The 16,498-nt window shown below is 59.2% G+C and carries 14 protein-coding genes; 9 read left to right on the forward strand and 5 right to left on the reverse strand.

The window, feature by feature from the left end; all coding sequences use genetic code 11:
• The first annotated feature begins 113 nt into the window (after window positions 1–113).
• The 3 genes from ACJ8KE_RS19815 to ACJ8KE_RS19825 are packed head-to-tail and all read left to right on the forward strand — an operon-like array spanning window position 114 to window position 960.
• Window positions 114–410 (forward strand): hypothetical protein, encoded by a 297-nt coding sequence (locus ACJ8KE_RS19815; RefSeq protein WP_442517356.1) that lies wholly within the window; start codon window positions 114–116, stop codon window positions 408–410.
• A 15-nt stretch (window positions 411–425) separates the two neighbouring features.
• Window positions 426–662, forward strand: a complete 237-nt coding sequence (locus ACJ8KE_RS19820; RefSeq protein ID WP_072271223.1) for a ParD-like family protein — start codon at window positions 426–428, stop codon at window positions 660–662.
• Complete coding sequence (locus ACJ8KE_RS19825; RefSeq protein WP_064290143.1) at window positions 631–960, forward strand: type II toxin-antitoxin system RelE/ParE family toxin; 330 nt, start codon at window positions 631–633, stop codon at window positions 958–960. Before ACJ8KE_RS19820 ends, ACJ8KE_RS19825 begins: the two co-directional genes overlap by 32 nt.
• A 334-nt stretch (window positions 961–1,294) precedes the next feature.
• Here the strand turns inward: ACJ8KE_RS19825 and ACJ8KE_RS19830 are convergent, their stop codons facing one another.
• From ACJ8KE_RS19830 to ACJ8KE_RS19840, 3 genes are all read right to left on the reverse strand, one after another.
• Window positions 1,295–2,089 carry a DUF3800 domain-containing protein gene (locus ACJ8KE_RS19830; protein WP_123867326.1) on the reverse strand — a complete coding sequence of 265 codons (795 nt, stop codon included), beginning with the start codon at window positions 2,087–2,089 and terminating at the stop codon, window positions 1,295–1,297.
• A gap of 422 nt (window positions 2,090–2,511) precedes the next feature.
• On the reverse strand, window positions 2,512–2,718 hold the full coding sequence (locus ACJ8KE_RS19835; protein ID WP_131818043.1) for a hypothetical protein: 207 nt from the start codon (window positions 2,716–2,718) through the stop codon (window positions 2,512–2,514).
• Between the two features lie 154 nt (window positions 2,719–2,872).
• Window positions 2,873–3,721 carry a MurR/RpiR family transcriptional regulator gene (locus tag ACJ8KE_RS19840; protein ID WP_033639602.1) on the reverse strand — a complete coding sequence of 283 codons (849 nt, stop codon included), beginning with the start codon at window positions 3,719–3,721 and terminating at the stop codon, window positions 2,873–2,875.
• Between the two features lie 167 nt (window positions 3,722–3,888).
• On the opposite strand from ACJ8KE_RS19840, the gene murQ reads away from it, so the two are divergent.
• The 3 genes from murQ to yfhb are packed head-to-tail and all read left to right on the forward strand — an operon-like array spanning window position 3,889 to window position 6,822.
• A complete protein-coding gene (murQ, locus tag ACJ8KE_RS19845) occupies window positions 3,889–4,782 on the forward strand; it encodes an N-acetylmuramic acid 6-phosphate etherase (protein ID WP_049299990.1) in 894 nt (297 codons plus the stop codon).
• Window positions 4,783–4,800: 18 nt separating this feature from the next.
• Window positions 4,801–6,162: a PTS transporter subunit EIIC gene (locus tag ACJ8KE_RS19850; RefSeq protein ID WP_234213080.1), complete on the forward strand. Its 1,362-nt coding sequence runs from the start codon at window positions 4,801–4,803 to the stop codon at window positions 6,160–6,162.
• 3 nt (window positions 6,163–6,165) lie between these two features.
• Window positions 6,166–6,822: a phosphatidylglycerophosphatase C gene (yfhb, locus tag ACJ8KE_RS19855; protein WP_261420292.1), complete on the forward strand. Its 657-nt coding sequence runs from the start codon at window positions 6,166–6,168 to the stop codon at window positions 6,820–6,822.
• Between the two features lie 45 nt (window positions 6,823–6,867).
• On the opposite strand, the gene ACJ8KE_RS19860 is transcribed toward yfhb, so the two are convergent.
• Window positions 6,868–7,920: a DUF2157 domain-containing protein gene (locus ACJ8KE_RS19860; RefSeq protein WP_176062765.1), complete on the reverse strand. Its 1,053-nt coding sequence runs from the start codon at window positions 7,918–7,920 to the stop codon at window positions 6,868–6,870.
• Between the two features lie 117 nt (window positions 7,921–8,037).
• Here ACJ8KE_RS19860 and tadA point away from each other — a divergent pair, with 117 nt between their 5' ends.
• Window positions 8,038–8,544: a tRNA adenosine(34) deaminase TadA gene (tadA, locus tag ACJ8KE_RS19865; RefSeq protein WP_015378796.1), complete on the forward strand. Its 507-nt coding sequence runs from the start codon at window positions 8,038–8,040 to the stop codon at window positions 8,542–8,544.
• Here the strand turns inward: tadA and mltF are convergent, their stop codons facing one another.
• Window positions 8,545–10,005 carry a membrane-bound lytic murein transglycosylase MltF gene (mltF, locus tag ACJ8KE_RS19870; RefSeq protein WP_004941352.1) on the reverse strand — a complete coding sequence of 487 codons (1,461 nt, stop codon included), beginning with the start codon at window positions 10,003–10,005 and terminating at the stop codon, window positions 8,545–8,547.
• A gap of 275 nt (window positions 10,006–10,280) precedes the next feature.
• Between mltF and purL the strand changes: the two genes are divergently transcribed.
• On the forward strand, window positions 10,281–14,174 hold the full coding sequence (gene purL / locus ACJ8KE_RS19875; RefSeq protein ID WP_442517365.1) for a phosphoribosylformylglycinamidine synthase: 3,894 nt from the start codon (window positions 10,281–10,283) through the stop codon (window positions 14,172–14,174).
• Window positions 14,175–15,061: 887 nt separating this feature from the next.
• Complete coding sequence (locus ACJ8KE_RS19880; protein ID WP_004941357.1) at window positions 15,062–16,498, forward strand: sensor histidine kinase; 1,437 nt, start codon at window positions 15,062–15,064, stop codon at window positions 16,496–16,498.

Here is a 16,498-nt window from a genome sequence, read left to right on the forward strand (position 1 = left end):
CATTGAAAACCCATGTTCAGCAACACAGAATGGCAACACATGCTTTTTTAGCCCCCAGATTTAACACCATGTGTGAGCTTAGTGTTGGTGGCCTCTGATACAAGGAAATATCAATGCCGCGCACTGTAACACAGATGCAGTATATCCCCAAAAATGATGAGCTCTTGGCTGGAGAGATGCTGATTACTACTGGTGATGCCGAGGAGGAGTGCGAATTCTGGTTATTTTTGCTACATAGGATTGCTTTTTGCGACAAAGTGTCGCATTATCTTCAGCGGGCCTCAGGACGAAAACCCGAAAACCCGAAAACCCGAAAACCCGAAAACCCGAAAACCCGAAAACCCGAAAACCCGAAAACCCGAAAACCCGAAAACCCGAAAACCCGAAAACCCGAAAACCCGAAAACCTGAACCCGAGGATATAAAATGGCAACCAGCATCCGCTTAGACGATGACTTTGTAAGCGATGTTAAGGTTTACGCTGACGCCTCCAGCAGGAGCATACCGAAGCAGATTGAGCACTGGGCTAGAATCGGCCGTATAGCCGAAGATAACCCTGATTTGCCATTCAGTTTCATCAGCGAAGCCTTGCTTGCACAAAGTGAAATCAAGAACAACAAGGTAACTCGCTATGTCAGAAGAACAGCAAGAAAACGAGGTTGATGTTTATCAGAGCCGCCGCTTTGAGAAAGCTCTTGATAAACTGCCTGAAGCGTTGCAAGAAATCGTTGAAGATGAAATCGATGCGATAATTGCAAATCCTGAGATTGGTGAATTAAAGAAGGGAGATTTATCATTCCTTCGTGTCCACAAATTTCAGCTTAACAATCGCTTAACCCTTCTGGGTTACAGTTGGGTGGAAGATAAATTGGAGCTCTACCTACTTAGTGTGGGGTCTCATGAAAACTTCTACCAAGACCAAAAGACCCACCGAAAAGCTGATTTGAAGCTAATCGGGTGACGACTTCAAAGCCTCGGATAACCTCCGGGGCTTTTTTATTTCCAGACTAATGTTTGTGAAGTGGGTGGCGGAGAGGGTGAGATAACACCCCGTCCGCCAGGTGCTCATGTCAAAGGTCATTGCATCCCTTTGGTTGCGCTAAGAACAGTTGTTTGAAGGATGATACAGAGGTCATTTAAACCAATGGATTGCAATACGAGGTTTATTTAGCTATCGTGGGCACATTCGGTTTTGGGAATGAAGAGGCGGCTCCCAAAAGTAAACCGCCAAGTTGGTAACTTCGTCGCATCGACTGGGACTCCAACCGCGCCGGCTGAGAGGTCGGCTCCTTGCTTCAAGACAATGGATATAGTAGTTCTGTTGGCTTTGTTTCAATATCGCGTGGCCCCTTCGTCTTATCATAGAAGAACCAGATATTGAATTTTCTCTCTGAAGGCCATGTGTCGTGCTTAAGAGAGTCCCATCCCAGGTGTTTTGCAACGTTACTCGCCAAGTTCTTTTTGACTTCAGATTCGATTTTTCCCTGAAAAGCGCTCATTACAGCCCCTAAGAAAAAGTCTGATATCTGAATGTGCTCAGAAGATTTCGAGTCTTTCGTTACGACAGATGAAATAATGTCTTTAATTCCGAATGATTTGCATATCATATTATTAGCAATAATATGAAATGCCTCGTCCGCCTTTTTATATCTGGACGGAAGGGGATCTACCTCGACTCGGAAAACGCAATCACGCTCAGGGTGAGCACGTATAACATTCCCGATTTTGGTAGTCATGAGCTTTGTAAAGTGCTTTCTCATTGCAAGATCATAATCACCACCGTGATAGCTTTTATCCACGATGGACTTTTCAACAATGATGCAGTGGAAAGCTAGCCATTTATGCTTAAAGAAGGTTTCAATCAACTCGATGTGGAAATTTGCAAATTTTTTAGAGTTGGTTTTTGTCCATTTAATTTCTTCGAAATAACCATGTTTCTCTCTGAGTTCACGGATTATACGAGCGAAATCACCCCTCCTTTGGTATTTCATCCAAAGGCTACCGAATCCATAAAAACGCTGACCATCAATGCCTGATTCGTCACATGCAACGTGCCAGATCAGTTTCCCAGGGTTATCGTTAGCAGGCATGCCTCAACTCTTTAAAAGGTAAAAGTACGGTATTTAACCACATTATTAATATTCTGAGAATGCTCAAGGAATGTGGTTCAGTTCTAACGCCCGGCATCGGCTGAGCTAACACAGGAGATAACTCATGCCCGAACCGGTAACCAGTACCGCCGCAGAGACTTACATGATTGGCAGTATCACTATTGCTGGACTGGTGGTTGGAGCAGATATCAGTTCTTAGGGGAGTTAATAGGTATCCCGGAGGGGCCGCTGGATTGATCTTCTCTTGAAAATGCCAGCGCCTGACGTTGAAGAGCAAACCGCAGCTATTGAAAATGTGAACGCTTACCCTATCTAAAATTTGCTACCTCGTTTTGTTCAGCCTGCTTGAGCATCGGTAGGGGAGCATTTTTAGAAGGTGGCAACCCTAAGTCAAGCGCATTCTACTGACCGTATAATTGTTCCCATTCCTCTACCCAACCTTGCACGACCTGATGCATGCTGGCAACACCATAAGTATAAGAGGAAAAATCATTCTGTTTACGTATATGCGCTTGGAACAGTAATCCCTTTGCAGGCCCTTTTTCTTGACGACCTTCCCAAGCTAGATAGAGCTCTCTGCATCTCTCTTTTGTTTCATTTTTGGTCATTACAACCTCTGATATATTTTTGTTATGTTATCAAGAATAAAGATTACGAAGAGGAAATACACGCTACTTGTGTTACTCATGGGATGTGTCTAGCAGGGCCATGACGTATCTCTCATTATTAACAGGGGTATTTGTCGCAGCGGCATTATACCGGTCAAACCAACTTTTTCATTAACTGTTCGCTGTGCTTGATGCGATCGCGGGCATGATCGAGATCGTGCTGGATCAGGGCCATAAACAACAGGTCGGTGAGGGCGAACTGGGCCGTGCTGGAGGAGATGGCCGCGCTGCGGGTATGGGGCTCTTCGGCGATGGTATAGAGGCAGTGGTCCGCGCGCTGCTGCAGACCATTGGGCGAGAAGCTGGTCAGCGCCAGCACCCTGGCGCCGGCCTGGCGCGCCTCTTCCGCCGCCAGATTGATTTCACGCCGTTCGCCGCTAAAGGAGATAGCCAGCAGCAGATCGCGCTTGTCCAGCGCCTGCACCGCCGCCAACTGGACGTGCATGTCCGCTTCGGCCACCGCCATCACGCCGATTTTCAGCAGCTTGAAGGAAAAATCCTTGGCCACCAGCCCGGAGGCGCCGATGCCGATCAGCATCACCCGGCGCGCCTGGCGCAGCATGTCCAGCGCCTGATGCAGCCGTTCTTCGCTGTTGATGTCCAGCGTCGCGCGCAGCGCCGCCTGCTTTTCCGCCAGCAGCTTTTCACCGACGGTTTTCAGCGTGTCGCTGCTGAGGATGTGGTTGTGAACGGTCACTACCGGTTCAACCTGTGGCTGAGCCAGCGTCTCGCTCAGCGCCAGCTTCAGCGCCGGGAAACCTTTATAGCCCAGTTTTTGGGCGAACTTCACCACGCTCGACTGGCTGATGCCGGCCAACTGGGCCAGCTTTTGCGAGCTGAGATGGCGCGCCTGCTCGGCGTTATTCAGCAGAAAGTCCGCCAGCTTGCGGTCGTTTTGCGCCAGTGTCGGATACATCTGGCGAATGCGCAGAAGGGTACTCATTGTTCTTTCCCTGGAAACCAGCGGCCATTTTGCCATGCAGAGGGCGAAAACGCGCGGTGAAAATTTTTGTGAGCTCACCGTTAAAATAGCAAATAGCGCTCGCTTTGTTGAATAAAATATTCAAATATTGATTAAGTTTTGTGAATTAAAAATTCAAAGGTGAACAGATGAACTTAGGCGCACTGGTATCGGAAACCCGCAACCCGGCCACCATGGGGCTGGATGAAATGTCGACGCTGGACATGGTCCGTTGCTTTAACCAGGAAGATCGCAAGGTGCCGGAGGCGATTGAACAGGTGCTGCCGGCGATTGCGCAGGCGGTCGATTTGGCCGCGGCGGCGTTGAAGGCCGGCGGCCGGTTGATTTATTTGGGCGCCGGCACCAGCGGCCGCCTGGGCGTATTGGATGCCTCCGAGTGCCCGCCGACTTTCGGCGTGCCGCACGGTGTGGTGGTGGGGCTAATCGCCGGCGGGCCGGGTGCGCTGCTCAAAGCGGTGGAGGGGGCGGAAGATGACGAGACCCTGGGCGAGGCCGATCTCCGGGCGCTGAACCTGACCGCCGTCGATATGGTGGTGGGGTTGGCGGCCTCGGGGCGCACGCCTTACGTGATCGGCGCGCTGCGCTATGCGCGCGGGCTGGGTTGCCCGACGGCGGCCATCTCCTGCAACCCGGATTCGCCGATTGCGCACGAAGCGCAGGTGGCGATTTCGCCGGTGGTGGGGCCGGAGGCGCTGACCGGTTCGACGCGCCTGAAATCCGGCACTGCGCAGAAACTGGTGCTCAACATGCTGTCGACCGGCGCGATGGTCAAACTGGGCAAGGTCTACCAGAACCTGATGGTGGACGTGAAGGCCACCAACGTCAAACTGGTGGATCGCGCCTGCCGCATCGTGGTAGAGGCCACCGGCGCCGAACGCGCTCAGGCGGAGGCGGCGCTGGCGCAGACCGGCTTTGAGGTTAAACCGGCGATCCTGATGCTTTTGGCCGGCGTCAGCGCCGAAGAGGCGCAGCAGCGGCTGCAGCGGCACGACGGCTACCTGCGCGCGGCGCTGGCGCGTTAATTCACGGTGGGGGCGGCGATGGACAAGACAACGGCATTGGCGACACAGATCCTGGCGGGCGTGGGGGGCGAGGGCAATATCCTCAAACTGGAGAACTGCATGACGCGGGTGCGCGTCGAAGTCAGCGACGAGCAGCGTCTGGATCTGGCCGCTCTCAAGCAGTTGCCCGGCGTGAAGGGCTATATCAAACAGGGTGAGCAGCATCAGTTTATCGTCGGCCCGGGCGCCGCCGCCAAGGTGGTGGACGCCATGCGCGGGCTGTTGAGCGGCAGCGCGCAGCCCGCCGTTGGTGACGCCGCCCGCACCAAGGTGCAGGCCAAGCAAAAATACGCTGCGCCGATGAGCGGCGCGCTGAAAAAGCTGGCCGACGTTTTTATTCCGCTGATCCCGGCGTTTATCGCCTCGGGCCTGATCACCGGCATCATCAACCTGCTGAAACGGCCCGACATCGCCGGTCAGCTGGCCGTGGACTACCCGAACGCGCTGGGGCTGCTGGCGATCTTCGGCAGCGCGGTGTTCGCCATCATGAACATTCTGGTCGGGGTCAACGCCGCGCGGGTATTCGGCGGCTCGCAGGCGATGGGCGGCGTGATGGCCGGCATTCTCTCCAGCCCGGCGCTGGCGCAGATCACGTTGTTCGGGGAGGCGCTGCAGCCGGGGCGCGGCGGGGTAATCGCCGTGCTGCTGGTGGTGGCGTTGATGTGCTGGGTGGAGAAACGCCTGCGCACGCTGTTGCCGGAGTCGGTCGAGCTGATCCTTAACCCGCTGCTGACCACGCTGGTCACCGCTTCATTGGCGATCCTGATCCTGCAGCCGATCGGGGGTTATATTTCCGATGCCATTGCCCACGGCGCCAATCTGGCGATCGACAAGGGCGGGCTGCTGGTGGGGGCGCTGCTCTCGGGGCTGTTCCTGCCGCTGGTGCTCTCCGGCCTGCATCAGGGGCTGGTGCCGATCCACGTCGAGCTGGTGCAGGCGCACGGTTCCAACCCGCTGTTGCCGATCCTGGCGATGGCCGGCGTCGGGCAGGTGGGGGCGGCGTTGGCGGTGCTGTTGAAAACCCGCAACGCGCGGCTGAAGCAGGTGATCAAAGGGGCATTGCCGGTCGGCATTCTCGGCATCGGCGAGCCGCTGATCTTCGGGGTGACGCTGCCGCTGGGCCGGCCGTTTATCGGCGCCTGCCTCGGCGGCGCGGTCGGCGGCGCGTTAATCAGCTACTGGAAGGTGGCGACGGTCATCACCTTCGGCATTTCGGGGCTGCCTTTGGCGTTGACCATCGTCTCAGGTAAGGTGATGCTGTATCTGGCGGGGATGTTGATTACGATTATCGCCGGTTTTCTCTTCACCTGGATGATGGGGTTCAACGATCCCGAGGAGTAGCGTTTGAGCGACAAGCAGCAACAACCGGCCGCAGAGGGGCGCCGCGTGGTCTTTTTCGATCTGGACGGCACCCTGCATCAGGAGGATATGTTCGGCAGTTTCTTGCGCTTTCTGCTGCGCCGCTTACCGCTGAACCTGTTGCTGGTGATACCGCTGCTGCTGCCGATCGGGTTGGCGCTGCTGCTGCTGGGGCGCGCCGCGCGTTGGCCGATGAGCCTGCTGCTGTGGGCGATCACTTTCGGGCGCTCCGAAGCGACGCTGAAGGCGCTGGAGCGGCAGTTTATCGAGGCTTTCCGCCAGAAGGTGACCGCGTTTCCGGTGGTGCAAATGCGGCTGCGGCAGTATTTGGATGAACACGATGCCGAGGTGTGGCTGATTACCGGCTCGCCGGAGCAACTGGTGGCGCAGGTGTATCGGGATTCGGCGTTTCTGCCGCGGGTGCGGTTGATCGGCAGCCGCATCACGCGACGCTGCGGCGGTTGGGTGCTGACCTTGCGCTGTCTGGGCGTACAAAAAGTGGTGCAGTTGGAACAGCGGCTCGGCGCGCCGCTGAAGCTTTACAGCGGTTACAGCGACAGCAAGCAGGACAATCCGCTGCTGTTTTTCTGCGAACACCGCTGGCGGGTAAGCAAGCAGGGCGAGCTGCAGCAGCTGGAATAAACAAAGGGCGGAGAATTCCGCCCTTTGCTGTTATCGCTGCCGCGATCAGTCGTCGGTCACGTCGTGCGGTTTGCGTCCGAGCTGCCAAATCTTCTCCGCATAATGCCCCAGCGCCCACAGGCTCAGGCCGAGCAGCGCGAAGAAAATCGTCTTCGGCATGCTGTCCCAGAAAAACTCGAACAGGCGGGTGTACAGGTTGATGCCGAGGAAGGTCAGCCCGAAACCGCGCAGCATGGCGTCGTCATGCTTCAACCCCAGCCAGATGGCGGCGAAGGCGGCCAGCCCGAACAGCAGGCTCCAGTGGAACAGCTCAATCTGGCGCGCGCGGTACCAGCTGTCGAGATCGCCGTAGTTGCCGAAGATGGACAGCAGCCACAGCGCGATGAACAGGTACAGCAGGCCCATCGCCAGCGACACCCGCTGCAGGCCGCGCTGCGCCAATAGCGGCCGCAGCAGCAATGCGGCGGCGATCAGCACCGCGCCGAAGGCGATAAAGCGAATCGGGTAGCTCATGCCGAGCCAGTAGGCGCCCCAGCCGGACAGGTAGCCGGTCTCTGCGCCGAAGGCATTGCCGAGCGACAGCAGGGCGAACCACCACACCAGCCCGGAGCGGCTGAACCAGCCGATCGCGCCGTACAGCAGCGCGGCGACCAGCAGCAGTACGGAAACCCGGCCGCTGCCGTTATCCAGCCAGACCCCCAACTGCCATAAGGCGCAGGCGGTAAGCAACACGGCGACAAACAATGCCGCCTCGTTGCCGTAGCGTTTTTCCGGGTGCCGTTGGCGGCGGCGCAGCGCCCAGACGTAGGCCAGCGCCGCCAACACCCCGGCGATCGCCATGCGTACCGGCGCGTCGAAGCGGAACAGTTCGCTCAGCCATGCAAGCAGTGCGCTGTCGGCGAACAGGCTGGTGACGGCGATCAGCAGCGAGGCCAGCGCGGCGAGAAACGCATAGCGCGCCAGCCGCCGCCAGTCGAAAAGTTGTACGTCCACATGCAGCAGCAACTGCTGCCGTTGTTCGGGCGTCATGGCGCCTTCCCCAACCCAGCCGTCCAGCGCCTTGCGCACCACGACGGCGTTCTTTTTACTGAGTTTCATGCTTCTTGTCCCTGAATCACATGCTGATTCGGCCAGTATAGCCATTGGCGGGCGGCTACGACAAAGGGAGGCTAGTGTGTATAATGCCCGCCGCAAAAGCGCACGAGGAATTATGCGATGACTGAATATAACGATGAGTACTGGATGCGTCAGGCATTGCAGCTGGCCCTGCGCGCGCAGGAAGAGGGCGAGGTGCCGGTGGGTGCGCTGCTGGTGCTGGACAATCAGGTCATCGGCGAGGGCTGGAACCGCCCGATCGGCCGACACGATCCTACCGCGCACGCCGAGATCATGGCGCTGCGCCAGGGCGGCGCGGTGCTGCAAAACTACCGCTTGTTGAACGCCACGCTGTACGTCACGCTGGAGCCCTGCGTGATGTGCGCCGGCGCGATGGTGCACAGCCGTATCCGCCGGTTGGTGTATGGCGCCGCCGACGAGAAAACCGGCGCGGCCGGTTCGCTGGTGGACATTCTGCGCCATCCGGGCATGAACCATCAGGTGGAGATCGTCTCGGGCGTGCTGGCGGACGAATGCGCCGCCACCCTGAGCAATTTCTTCCGCCTGCGCCGCGAACAAAAAAAAGCGCTCAGGCTGGCGCAGCGGGCGGCGGATAAGCCGGAATAATCAGTAGTTGAGCGCCAGTTCCGGCATCACCGTCGGATAGCCTTTCCCCAACGCCTCCTGCTCGGCGGCCGCTTGCGCCGCCTTTCTCTCTTTTTCCTGCAGATAGCCCACCAGGCTGACCTGATAGCGGCGGATATTTTCTACATAGTTGTAGGCTTCACGCCCGCGCGCATAGCCGTAGGTCAACTGCGGGTAGTAGCGCTTTTGGCTGAGCATCGGCAGGCGTTGTTTGACGTCGACCCAGCTGTCCGGGTTGCCTTTTTGCGTCTTGGTCAGCTTGCGCGCGTCCAGCATGTGGCCCCAGCCCATGTTGTAGGCCGCCAGCGAGAACCAGATACGCTCGTCTTCCGGCACGCTGTCCGGCACCTTGGCCATCAGCCGCTGCAGGTAGAGCGCGCCGCCCTGAATGCTCTCTTCCGGATCGAGGCGGTCGTTGACCCCCAGGCCGTCGGCGGTGGCGCGGGTCAGCATCATCAGGCCGCGCACGCCGGTGGGGGAGGTGGCCTGCGGATTCCAGTGCGATTCCTGATAGGCGATGGCCGCCAGCAGCTTCCAGTCGATCTCGTTGGCGTGCTTCTCGAACAGCGGGCGGAAGTTGGGCAGCACCGAGTCGATGGCCGACAGGAAGGTTTTGGTGTCCACATAGTCGAAACTGCCGACGTGGCCGAGGTACTTCTCTTCCAGCCGCGCCAGGGTGCCGTCGTCCACCATCTGGCTGTAGAAATCCAGCATCGCCGCGTACAGACTGTCGTCGCCGTCGCGTTTCAGATACCAGGTGACCGGCTCTTCGTCGGTGACGTCGAATGCCACCGCCAGCTGCGGATGGATGCGCTGCAGCAGCGCGATGGTCACCGAATCGCCGAGGGTGTAGTCCAGCTTGCCGTCGGCCACCCGTTCCAGCAGCTCTTTGGAGGTGAGATCGCTGGAGGACTCCCAGGCGAGATCCGGGTATTTATCCTGCTTGAGCTGTTTTAGCGTGCTGACGTGCGCGGAACCGGAGGCGACCGCCAGCTTGCCTTTGATGTCGGCGAAGCTTTTCGGCCGCGGGGTTCCCAGCCGGTACACCAGCTGTTGGGAAACAGAATAGTAGGCCGGGCCGGTGCGCGCACGGCTGAGGCGTTCCTGGTTGTAGATAAGGCCCGCCGCCAGCAGGTCGGCGTCGTCGTCGTCCAGATCGTCGAACAGGTCATTGATGTTCTGATGGGGGATCACCACCAGCTTCACCCCGAGGTAGTTGGCGAAGCGCTTGGCCAGTTCGTAGTCGAGCCCACCCGGCCCTTGCTTGGTGTTGAAATAGGTCAGCGGTGAATTCAGCGTGCTGATGCGCAACTCGCCGCGGGAAATGATCTCCTGGAGTTGCCCGCCCTGGCCGCTGCGCCAGGTGATATTGGGCCACAGCGCGAGAGCCAGAAGCAGGGTGACAACGCCGATGAGGATGTAGTTTATTTTAAGACGTTTCAAATAGTTATCCAGTGGTGGCACAGGTACACCGGCGACGACAACCGCGACTTTTCTCATGGTTAAATCACCAGTGCGGGGGGCATTTTGCGCAACAAAACGCCAGTGTGCAACTTTATTGACACGTTATGACAATTCGACGGTGCGGCATGCTTTTATCAATAATCCCTACGCAAACGGTTTCGTCGGCGGCGAGGATTCTCTATAATGACGCGCGTTTTCCCCTGTTGCGCCCAATGAAGCGTCTTATCCGTCGCTTCGAAGACGAGAGAACTTTGATTATGGAAATTCTGCGTGGTTCGCCCGCTTTATCGGCTTTTCGCATTACCAAACTGCTGTCCCGCTGCCAGGACGCTCACCTGCCCGTCAGTGATATCTACGCCGAGTACGTCCACTTTGCCGATGTCAGCGCACCGCTAAGTGCCGAAGAACACGCCAAGCTTCAGCGTCTGCTCAAGTACGGTCCTTCTCTCGCCGAACACGCTCCCGAAGGCCGGCTGCTGCTGGTTACGCCGCGCCCGGGCACCATTTCTCCCTGGTCTTCCAAAGCCACCGACATCGCCCACAACTGCGGTTTGCAGCAGGTGCTGCGGTTGGAGCGCGGCCTGGCGTTCTACGTCAAGGCGCCCGAGCTGACGGAAACCCAATGGCGCCAACTCGCCGCGCTGTTGCACGATCGCATGATGGAAACCGTCTTCAGCGAGCTGCAACAGGCCGAACAGCTGTTCGCGCACCATCAGCCGGTGACGTATCAGTCGGTCGACGTGCTGGGCGCAGGGCGCGCTGCGCTGGAGCAGGCCAACGTCCGGCTCGGCCTGGCGCTGGCGCAGGACGAGATCGACTACCTGCTGAATGCCTTTACCGGTTTGGGGCGCAACCCGACGGATATCGAACTCTATATGTTCGCGCAGGCCAACTCCGAGCATTGCCGCCACAAGATTTTCAACGCCGACTGGATCATCGACGGCGAACAGCAACCTAAATCGCTGTTCAAAATGATCAAGAACACCTATGAGCAGACGCCGGACTACGTGCTGTCGGCGTATAAAGACAACGCCGCCGTGATGGAAGGCTCGCAGGTCGGCCGCTTCTTCGCCGCGCCGGACAACGGCACGTACGATTACCATCAGGAAGACGCGCACATCCTGATGAAGGTGGAAACTCACAACCACCCGACGGCGATCTCGCCGTGGCCGGGCGCCGCGACCGGCTCCGGCGGCGAGATCCGCGACGAGGGCGCCACCGGCCGCGGCGCCAAGCCGAAGGCCGGCCTGGTGGGCTTCTCGGTGTCCAACCTGCGTATTCCCGGCTTTGAACAGCCGTGGGAGCAGGACTTCGGCAAACCGGAACGCATCGTCACCGCGCTGGATATCATGACCGAAGGCCCGCTGGGCGGCGCGGCGTTCAACAACGAATTCGGCCGTCCGGCGCTGCTGGGCTACTTCCGCACCTATGAAGAGCGCGTCAACAGCCATAACGGCGTCGAGCTGCGCGGCTACCACAAACCGATCATGCTGGCGGGCGGCATCGGCAACATCCGCGCCGATCACGTCCAGAAAGGGGAAATCACCGTCGGCGCCAAGCTGGTGGTGCTGGGCGGCCCGGCGATGAATATCGGCCTGGGCGGCGGCGCGGCGTCATCGATGGCGTCAGGCCAGTCCGATGCCGATCTGGACTTCGCGTCGGTGCAGCGCGACAACCCGGAAATGGAACGCCGCTGTCAGGAAGTGATCGACCGCTGCTGGCAGCTGGGCGACCAGAACCCGATCCTGTTTATCCATGACGTCGGCGCCGGCGGCCTGTCCAACGCCATGCCGGAACTGGTGAGCGACGGCGGCCGCGGCGGCCGCTTCGAGCTGCGCGACATCCTCAACGACGAGCCGGGCATGAGCCCGCTGGAAGTGTGGTGCAACGAATCGCAGGAACGTTACGTGATGGCGATCGCCCCGGCGCAGATGGCGCAGTTCGATGAGATCTGCCGCCGCGAGCGCGCGCCTTACGCGGTGATCGGCGAAGCGACCGAAGAACAGCACCTGACGCTGAACGACCGCCACTTCGACAACCAACCGATCGACATGCCGCTGGACGTGCTGCTCGGCAAAACGCCGAAGATGACCCGCGACGTGACCCGTCTGCAGGCGCAGGGCCAGGCGGTGCAGCGTGAGAACATCACGCTGGCCGACGCGGTGAAACGCGTGCTGCATCTGCCGGCCGTCGCGGAGAAAACCTTCCTGATCACCATCGGCGACCGCACCGTCACCGGCATGGTGGCGCGCGACCAAATGGTCGGCCCGTGGCAGATCCCGGTGGCCGACTGCGCGGTCACCACCGCCAGCCTGGACAGTTATTACGGCGAGGCGATGTCGCTCGGCGAACGCGCGCCGGTGGCGCTGTTGGACTTCGCCGCTTCCGGCCGCCTGGCGGTCGGGGAAGCGCTGACCAACCTGGCCGCTACGGAAATCGGCAGCCTGAAGCGCGTGAAGCTGTCCGCCAACTGGATGGCCGCCGCAGGCCACCCGGGTGAAGACGCCGGCCTGTACGAGGCGGTAAAAGCGGTGGGTGAAGAACTGTGCCCGGCGCTGGGCATCACCATTCCGGTGGGTAAAGACTCCATGTCGATGAAAACCCGCTGGCAGGAAGGCAATGAGCAACGTGAAATGACCTCGCCGCTGTCGCTGGTCATCACCGCCTTCGCCCGTGTGGAAGACGTGCGCCATACCGTGACGCCGCAATTGCGCACCGATAAGGGCGACAGCGCGCTGCTGTTGATCGACCTGGGCAACGGGCATAACGCGCTGGGCGCCACCGCGCTGGCGCAGGTTTATCGCCAACTGGGCGATAAACCTGCCGACGTGCGCAACGTCGCGCAGCTGGCGGGCTTCTTCAACGCCATGCAGCAGTTGGTGGCCGATCGCGCCCTGCTGGCTTACCACGATCGCGCCGACGGCGGCCTGCTGGTGACGCTGGCGGAGATGGCCTTCGCCGGTCACTGCGGCGTAGAGGTTAACCTCGATGGCCTCGGCGACGATGCGCTGGCGGTGCTGTTCAACGAAGAGTTGGGCGCGGTGATCCAGGTGAGCGCCGAACGTCTTGACGACGTGAAGCGGGCGTTCGCGCAGCACGGGCTGACCGACAACGTGCATCACATCGGCAGCGCGCAGGCCGGCGATCGTTTCGTCATCAACCAACACGGCAAGGCGCTGTACAGCGAAAGCCGCAATACGCTACGCACCTGGTGGGCGGAAACCACCTGGCAGATGCAGCGTCTGCGCGACAACCCGGCGTGCGCCGATCAGGAACATCAGGCCAAGCAGGATGAACAAGATCCCGGCCTGAACGTGAAACTGACCTTTGCGCCGCAGGAAGACATCGCCGCGCCGTACATCGCCAAGGGCGCTCGCCCGAAAGTGGCGGTGCTGCGCGAGCAGGGGGTGAACTCCCACGTTGAAATGGCGGCGGCGTTCCACCGCGCCGGCTTTGACGCCGTGGACGTGCACATGAGCGATCTGCTGACCGGGCGCCGCGATCTGCAGGACTTCCACACGCTGGTGGCCTGCGGCGGCTTCTCTTACGGCGACGTTCTGGGCGCCGGCGAAGGCTGGGCGAAGTCTATCCTGTTCAACGAGCGGGTGCGCGACGAGTTTGAAGCGTTCTTCCACCGTCCGCAGACGCTGGCGCTGGGCGTATGCAACGGTTGCCAGATGATGTCCAACCTGCGCGAGCTGATCCCGGGCGCCGAACACTGGCCGCGCTTCGTGCGTAACCTGTCGGATCGCTTCGAGGCGCGCTTCAGCCTGGTGGAAGTGGCGGCCAGCCCGTCGCTGTTCATGCAAGGTATGACCGGTTCGCGCATGCCGATCGCCGTTTCCCACGGTGAAGGGCACGTTGAAGTGCGCGATGCGGCGCATCTGGCGGCGCTGGAAAGCCATGGCCTGGTGGCGCTGCGTTTCGTCAACAACGCCGGTCAGGTCACGGAGGCTTACCCGGCTAACCCGAACGGTTCGCCGAACGGCATTACCGCCGTGACCAGCGCCAACGGGCGCGCCACGGTGATGATGCCGCACCCGGAACGCGTGTTCCGCACCGTCAGCAACTCCTGGCACCCGGAAGAGTGGGGCGAGGACAGCCCGTGGATGCGCATGTTCCGCAACGCCCGTAAGCAACTGGGTTAAAAACGGCCACCACCGTACAGAGGGCGCAAGCAATTGCGCCCTTTTTTATGGCCGGTGTTCGCCGTCTGGCGGCAGTGTCTGCATTTTGCGACAGGCGCTATTTTTCGTGTCGCTAAATGGAGACATTTAACTGTTTGATTTTATTGGCGGTAATCAGGTTTGACTTTAGTTGTCTGCATTTGGCGACAGCACGGCGTTTTTTTCATCATTCATCACCGTGTAATGGACGATGGAATTTGCTTGTTTTGTTTTATTTTCAAATGGAATCATTGTGTTATGATTTTTATTGCAAAATTGGCACGCTACGTGCATTATTCTCGGCGGCTGCTCATTCACCTTTTTATGACGGCGCCGTAATTAGACGGCAAATCGCCTCATAAGCCTCCGAATGATGCCAAAGAAATGGTGCCTATCGTCCAACCAAACCGATAACAGACCGTGCAAGCGGCTTTATCAAGCATCGGGCGACACGTGGAGTGAGGCACCGCCTGTATCCAACTGTGATGAAGGGTTCATCAATCCTGGATACTTACGGATGCTATTCGTCCTGTTCGATGCCAGCCGCTGTGCTACATCACCCTGGGGACGAGGTTTAAGGGCATCCACACTTTCCTTGCGTTGGGGCAAGTTTCTTGCCCCGATGTCAATTCTCAACGCTGCGCTTATGCCCCTTTCGTTGCCTATGTCCTCGAACGCAGACGCTATCCCCACACGCTCGTTTTCGCACCGGTTGATGTTACCGGGGCCGCATGCCGTCGGCAGGCCAGGCCTATGGGCGCGGTTCGCCGATTCTGCCGCTTTTTCCTTGTGCGTTCAGGATTCTCCCCTGCCGGGCTTTTCTCTTTCCGGCGAGTCAGTTAGCATCGTGACAGAGCTGAGAGAATGAGATGATTTCGTTGAAAAAATGGCGTTTATTCCCCCGTTCGCTGCGGCAATTGGTGCTGCTGGCCTTCCTGTTGGTGCTGCTACCGCTGTTGGTGCTGGCCTATCAAGCCTACCAGAGCCTGGATCACCTCAGCGCGCAGGCGGCGGACATTAACCGCACCACGCTGGTGGACGCGCGGCGCAGCGAGGCGATGACCAGCGTGGCGCTGGAGATGGAGCGCAGCTATCGTCAGTACTGCGTGCTGGTCGATCCTACGCTGCAGAAGCTGTACCAGAACCAGCGCAAACAGTATTCGCAGATGCTGGACGCCCATGCGCCGATTCTGCCGGACGAGCGCTACTACCAAACGCTGCGTCAGTTGCTGACCCAGCTGGCGGCGATCAAATGCCATAACAGCGGGCCGGACCAAGAGGCTTCGGCCTTGCTCGAATCGTTCTCCCGTTCCAACGCCGAAATGGTGCAGGCCACGCGTGCGGTGGTGTTCTCGCGCGGCCAGCAGCTGCAGCAAGCCATCGCCGAGCGCGGCCAGTTCTTCGGCTGGCAGGCGCTGCTGTTGTTCCTGGTCAGCGTGCTGCTGGTGGTGCTGTTTACCCGCATGATCATCGGGCCGGTCAAGGCCGTGGAACGGATGATCAACCGCCTGGGGGAGGGGCGTGCGCTGGGCAGCACCGCATCGTTCAAAGGGCCGCGCGAGCTGCGTTCGCTGGCGCAGCGCATCATTTGGCTGAGCGAGCGGTTGGCGTGGCTGGAATCGCAGCGCCACGAATTTTTGCGCCATATCTCGCACGAGTTGAAAACGCCGCTGGCCAGCATGCGCGAAGGCACCGAGCTGCTGGCCGACGAGGTGGCGGGGCCGCTGACTTCCGATCAGAAAGAGGTGGTGGCGATCCTCGACAACAGCAGTCGCCACCTGCAGCAGCTGATTGAACAGCTGCTGGATTATAACCGCAAACTGGCCGATGGCCCGGCGGAACACGAGAACGTCGAGCTGCGCGAGATGGTCGATTTGGTGGTCGCCGCGCACAGTTTGCCGGCGCGGGCGAAGATGATTTCCACCGAAATCGCGCTGGAGGCGGAAATCTGCTGGGCAGAGCCTACGCTATTAATGCGCGTGCTGGATAATCTCTACTCCAATGCGGTGCACTACGGCAAGGAATCCGGTAACATTTGGATCCGCAGCCGTCAGGTTGGACAACGGGTGCAAATCGACGTCGCCAATACTGGCACGCCGATCCCCGAGGCTGAAAGAGCCATGATTTTCGAGCCTTTTTTCCAGGGTAGTCACCAGCGAAAAGGGGCGGTAAAAGGAAGCGGACTGGGGTTGAGCATCGCTCAGGACTGTATCCGTCGCATGCGCGGTGAGCTGCAACTGGCGACGGTCGCCGGTGCAGACGTCTGCTTCCGCATTGAACTGCCGTTAACCGCCGAGAATGAATAA

Origin of the sequence: Serratia sp. CY56464, assembly GCF_052168435.1 — a bacterium.
Classification (GTDB): domain Bacteria; phylum Pseudomonadota; class Gammaproteobacteria; order Enterobacterales; family Enterobacteriaceae; genus Serratia; species Serratia marcescens.

Excerpts from the sequence above, each read along its gene's own strand:
- ACJ8KE_RS19830 (WP_123867326.1), bottom strand. The coding sequence starts at position 2,089 with ATGCCTGCTAACGATAACCCTGGGAAACTGATCTGGCACGTTGCATGT.
- ACJ8KE_RS19815 (WP_442517356.1), top strand. The coding sequence starts at position 114 with ATGCCGCGCACTGTAACACAGATGCAGTATATCCCCAAAAATGATGAG.
- ACJ8KE_RS19840 (WP_033639602.1), bottom strand. The coding sequence starts at position 3,721 with ATGAGTACCCTTCTGCGCATTCGCCAGATGTATCCGACACTGGCGCAA.
- ACJ8KE_RS19860 (WP_176062765.1), bottom strand. The coding sequence starts at position 7,920 with ATGAAACTCAGTAAAAAGAACGCCGTCGTGGTGCGCAAGGCGCTGGAC.
- ACJ8KE_RS19880 (WP_004941357.1), top strand. The coding sequence starts at position 15,062 with ATGATTTCGTTGAAAAAATGGCGTTTATTCCCCCGTTCGCTGCGGCAA.
- ACJ8KE_RS19825 (WP_064290143.1), top strand. The coding sequence starts at position 631 with ATGTCAGAAGAACAGCAAGAAAACGAGGTTGATGTTTATCAGAGCCGC.
- ACJ8KE_RS19835 (WP_131818043.1), bottom strand. The coding sequence starts at position 2,718 with ATGACCAAAAATGAAACAAAAGAGAGATGCAGAGAGCTCTATCTAGCT.
- murQ (WP_049299990.1), top strand. The coding sequence starts at position 3,889 with ATGAACTTAGGCGCACTGGTATCGGAAACCCGCAACCCGGCCACCATG.
- ACJ8KE_RS19850 (WP_234213080.1), top strand. The coding sequence starts at position 4,801 with ATGGACAAGACAACGGCATTGGCGACACAGATCCTGGCGGGCGTGGGG.
- ACJ8KE_RS19820 (WP_072271223.1), top strand. The coding sequence starts at position 426 with ATGGCAACCAGCATCCGCTTAGACGATGACTTTGTAAGCGATGTTAAG.
- tadA (WP_015378796.1), top strand. The coding sequence starts at position 8,038 with ATGACTGAATATAACGATGAGTACTGGATGCGTCAGGCATTGCAGCTG.